The organism is Methylorubrum zatmanii (assembly GCF_014845115.1).
GTDB classification, from domain to species: domain Bacteria; phylum Pseudomonadota; class Alphaproteobacteria; order Rhizobiales; family Beijerinckiaceae; genus Methylobacterium; species Methylobacterium zatmanii.
Map to the genome: position 1 here is coordinate 1 of NZ_NKUI01000342.1, position 4,282 is coordinate 4,282.

A 4,282-nucleotide genomic window follows, 5' to 3' on the forward strand; every position below is an offset into this window, starting at 1 on the left:
GGAGGTCGGGCCCGGGCCCGACCTCCACCACCGTGACGCCGTCGAGCGCGCCCGCCGCGCGGGCGATGCGGCCCGTCAGGTTGAGATCGAACAGGAAGTTCTGGCCGAGCGCCTTCTTCGGCTCCAGCCCGTGCCGCCGCACCACCTCGCGCAGGGGAGGCAGGCCGTCGGCGCTCAAGGGTTCGGTGGTCATGGCTGCGGTTCAGGCGCGGACGGGAAAGGGCGTGACGTTGTCCGCCGCCGGACGGTGCGCGAGCCGGTGGGCCAGCCGCAGGGCCGCGATCAGGCTGTCGGGCTTGGCGATGCCCTGCCCGGCGATGTCGAAGGCGGTGCCGTGGTCGGGCGAGGTGCGCACGAAGGGCAGGCCCAGGGTCACGTTCACGCCCTCGTCGAAGGCGAGCGTCTTGATCGGGATCAGTGCCTGATCGTGGGTCGGGGTCAGCGCCACGTCGTAGGTCGCCCGGGCGCGTGCGTGGAACAGGGTGTCGGCCGGCAGCGGCCCCCTGATGTCGATGCCCTCGCTGCGGAGTGCCGCGACGGCGGGAGCCAGCACGTCCCGGTCCTCGGTGCCCATGGTGCCGGATTCCCCCGCATGCGGGTTGAGGCCGGACAGGACGAGGCGGGGTGTGTCCAGGCCGAAGCGCGCCCGCAGGTCGGCATGGACGATGCGGGCGGTGCGCTCGACCAGCTCCTGCGTCAGCAGGTCGGGCACCCGCCGCAGGGCGACGTGGATCGTCACCGGCACCACGGCGAGGGTGTCGCTCCACAGCATCATCACCGGCAGCGGCGGCTCCCGGCCCGGCCCGGCCGCGAGGGCGGCCAGGAACTCGGTATGGCCCGGATGGGCGAAGCCGACCTTGGTCAGCACGAATTTGGCGATTGGGTTGGTCACGATCGCCGAGGCGATCCCGGAGCGGACCAGATCGACGGCGGCGGTGATCGACTCGACGATGGCGCCGGCCTGGGCCGAATCCGGTGCGCCGGGCGTGGCCGTCACCTTGGCGCCGCTCGGCAGGGGCAGCACCGGCAGCGCCCGGGGAAACACCTCGACGGCATCGCCGGGCTCGACCTCGGCCACCGGCACCGACAGGCCGAGCCGGTAGGCGGTCGCTTCCAGGAATTCGGGATCGCCGATGAGCTGAAACGGCGGCACCCCCCGCTCGACCCGCAGCCGCCACGCGGCGAGCGCGATCTCCGGCCCGATCCCGGAAGGATCGCCGAGGGTGAGGGCAAGCGGTCTGTCGTCGGGCGTCATGGGGCGCTTATAGCGCGATTTGGCCGCTCGCAGAGGGGGGATGGCTGAGGGGGCGGTGCTTGCTTTCGACCCAAAGCGGAACTTACCAGTGCCCTCGGAATATTGCCCTCGTGAGCGTCCATAGAATTGCGACATATACCAGGGTGAAGAAAAGGAAAAAGCCCGGCAGTCGAACCGCGTTGATAACCACAGGACGATCGCAATCAGTTCGAGGCACGACTTGGATCGATTGCCCTAATGTAAGTTGTAGGCTTTCGCTCCCAAGTTTTTCATGAGCGGAGCATTCGTATGTATGATCGTTTTTTTTCAAAACTGAATGAAATTTTACCTTCATAGGTATTCTTGTATTTTGAGATGGACTCAATTTTGGCGTTAACAGGAGAGCCAGCGCGAATAGTATAATAAGCTTCAAAGCCGATCCATGTCATCCATATGAAATATAGGCCGATCGGCAGCGATAAGGCGCACACGATACTGAGGCTAATACGACCTTCCAGGGAAACGGGCTGCACAGATGCCATACAGACTGAATTACCTTGAGCAGAAGACGAACACATCATGAAAACGTCCTCTTTCCACCGAAGCCGTGTGAAAACGCCGACGGCATCGATAACGGCAGAAAATACATCTCCTGCTCTGGCGAGATTGGCCCGGTCGAGGTCATGATTTGACCTTCTGACCGGCTTCACCTCAACCATCGTAGAAAACTGTTCTACGGTGGCGCAGCTGGCTCGCGCTTTCACACAGACTTCACCCGTTCCAGCCCTCGCGAGCAAACCCGAAACGAACGATCTTCCGCCTCAAATCTCGATCCGCCCTCCCCCCGGCGCGGTCCCGGCATCGAGCGCCACGCTCTTCACGATGGCGAAGACCGGGCGTCCGACCGCGAGCCCGAGGTCGCGGGCGGAGGCGCGGGTGAGGCGGGCGGCGAGGGTGGCCTCGCCGCAGGCGACCTCGACTAGGCAGGAGGCCCCCTCCTCCCGCAGGGTGGCGACCTGGCCCGGCAGGACGTTGCGGGCGCTTAAGGAGGCGGGCCGGGCCAGGGCCAGCAGCACGTCGCGGGCGGGAACCCGCAGGTTGAGCCGGCGGCCCACGGGGGCGTCGATCAACGGCAGGTCGAGGGGGCCGGCCGGGCCGGTGAGGCGGGTCAGCCCCGTGGCCGCGTCGTGGCGCTCGATCCGCATGGCGAGCACGCTGCCGGCCTCGGCGCCGTCGGGGATCAGGTCGGAGCGGCGCAGAACCGCATCGACCGGGCCGCTCGCCGCGACGCGGCCGGCCTCCAGCACCACCACCGTGGAGGCGAGCCGCGCCACCTCCGCCACGGAGTGGCTGACATAGACGATGGGCAGGCCCGCCTCGTCGCGCAGCCGCTCGAGATAGGGCAGGATCTCGCGCTTGCGGGTCTCGTCGAGGGCCGAGAGCGGCTCGTCCATCAGGAGGAGCCGCGGCCGCGCCAGCAGCGCCCGGCCGATCGCCACCCGCTGCCGCTCGCCCCCCGACAGCCCGGCCGGGCGCCGCTCCAGCAGCGGGCCGATGCCGAGGAGGTCGGCCACCGTGCCGAGATCCGGGCCGCCGGTCCCGCGGGCGAAGACGCGGCCGAAATGCAGGTTCTGCCGCACGGTGAGATGCGGCATCAGCCGCGCCTCCTGGAACACGCAGCCGATCCGCCGCCGATGCACCGGCACCCGCCAATTCCGCGCGGTGTCGAGCAGCACCGTGCCGTCGATGGCGATGCGCCCGCGCTGCGGCATGGTCAGACCGGCGATCAGGTCGATCACCGTGGTCTTGCCGGAGCCCGAGCGGCCGAACAGGGCGGTGAGCCCGGCGCCCGCCGTGAAGGCGACCTCCAGCGAGAACTTTTCGCGATGGAGCGCGACGTCGACGTCGATGGTCATGCGGCCTCGCGAACGGTGTCCCCGGCATCGTCCCGAACGATGGTTTCCGGCTTGTCCGACGATGTTCTCCGGGGTTCTCGAAAAAACACGGGGCCCGGGCAAGGGGGGAGGCAGGGGCTCGAACCGCCATCTGCCGCGTTGTCGGCGCGGGACAGCAAGGAAGCGCCGATGATCGTCGTCCACCATCTCGAGAACAGCCGCTCGCAGCGGGTGCTGTGGCTGCTCGAAGAGCTGGGGCTCGCCTACACGGTGAAGCGCTACGCCCGCGACCCCGCCACGATGCTGGCGCCGCCGGAGCTGCGGGCGGTGCATCCCCTCGGCAAGTCGCCGGTGATCGAGGCGGAGGGCCACGTGGTGGCGGAGACCGGCGCCACCGTCGAATTCCTCACCGCCCGCGCCGGGGGCGCCCTGGTGCCGCCGTCGGGCACGCCGGAGCGGGAGCGCTACAGCTATTTCCTGCACTATGCCGAGGGCTCGGCGATGCCGCCGCTCCTGCTCAAGCTGGTGTTCTCGCGCCTTGCCCCCGGCAGCCCGGCCTTGCTGCGCCCCCTGGTGCGGACCATCGCGGCCAAAGTCACCGCCGGCTTCGTCGATCCGGAGCTGCGCCGCCACGCCGCCTATTGGGAGTCGGAGCTGGCCGAGCGCCCGTATTTCTGCGGCGACGACTTCACCGCCGCCGACATCCAGATGAGCTTTCCCCTGGAGGCTTTTTGCGCCCGCGGCACCGGCGCCGGCCCCCGCCTGACGGAGTGGCTCGCCCGCATCCATGCCCGGCCGGCCTATCGGCGGGCGCTGGAGCGGGGCGGGCCCTACGCCTATGCGTGAGGCCCCATCGCCGTTTCCTCACGGCTTCCCCTCATCGTCCCTGGCCGATCCGCCGGCTCATCAGCCGGGCCAATCCTTCCGAGGCGATCAGCGCCAGCATCGAGACGGCGACCGAGATCAGGGTGAGGCGCAGCGCCCCCGCCTCCCCGCCCGGCACCTGGGTGAGGGTGTAGATCGCCGAGGGCAGGGTCTGGGTCTCGCCGGGAATGTTGGAGACGAAGGTGATGGTGGCGCCGAACTCGCCCATCGCCTTGGCGAAGGCGAGCACGGCCCCGGCGAGGATGCCGGGCAGGCTGAGCGGCAGGGT

The 4,282-nt window shown here is 68.9% G+C and carries 5 protein-coding genes and 1 pseudogene; 1 reads left to right on the forward strand and 5 read right to left on the reverse strand.

Annotation, left to right across the window (positions count from 1 at the left end; genetic code table 11):
- The 4 genes and pseudogenes from MZTS_RS24540 to modC all read right to left on the reverse strand — a co-directional run.
- A pseudogene (locus MZTS_RS24540) lies at positions 1 to 193 on the reverse strand (16S rRNA (adenine(1518)-N(6)/adenine(1519)-N(6))-dimethyltransferase); the annotation flags it as partial.
- 9 nt (positions 194 to 202) lie between these two features.
- Complete coding sequence (gene pdxA / locus MZTS_RS24545; protein ID WP_192285931.1) at positions 203 to 1,255, reverse strand: 4-hydroxythreonine-4-phosphate dehydrogenase PdxA; 1,053 nt, start codon at positions 1,253 to 1,255, stop codon at positions 203 to 205.
- A gap of 269 nt (positions 1,256 to 1,524) precedes the next feature.
- Positions 1,525 to 1,953 (reverse strand): hypothetical protein, encoded by a 429-nt coding sequence (locus MZTS_RS24550; protein ID WP_192285932.1) that lies wholly within the window; start codon positions 1,951 to 1,953, stop codon positions 1,525 to 1,527.
- A gap of 102 nt (positions 1,954 to 2,055) precedes the next feature.
- Positions 2,056 to 3,150, reverse strand: a complete 1,095-nt coding sequence (gene modC / locus MZTS_RS24555) for a molybdenum ABC transporter ATP-binding protein (protein WP_192285934.1) — start codon at positions 3,148 to 3,150, stop codon at positions 2,056 to 2,058.
- Positions 3,151 to 3,318: 168 nt separating this feature from the next.
- Here modC and MZTS_RS24560 point away from each other — a divergent pair, with 168 nt between their 5' ends.
- Positions 3,319 to 3,975: a glutathione S-transferase gene (locus tag MZTS_RS24560; protein WP_192285936.1), complete on the forward strand. Its 657-nt coding sequence runs from the start codon at positions 3,319 to 3,321 to the stop codon at positions 3,973 to 3,975.
- A 31-nt stretch (positions 3,976 to 4,006) separates the two neighbouring features.
- On the opposite strand, the gene MZTS_RS24565 is transcribed toward MZTS_RS24560, so the two are convergent.
- Positions 4,007 to 4,282 (reverse strand): ABC transporter permease (locus MZTS_RS24565; protein ID WP_484502692.1); only part of this gene is annotated, 276 nt, incomplete at its 5' end.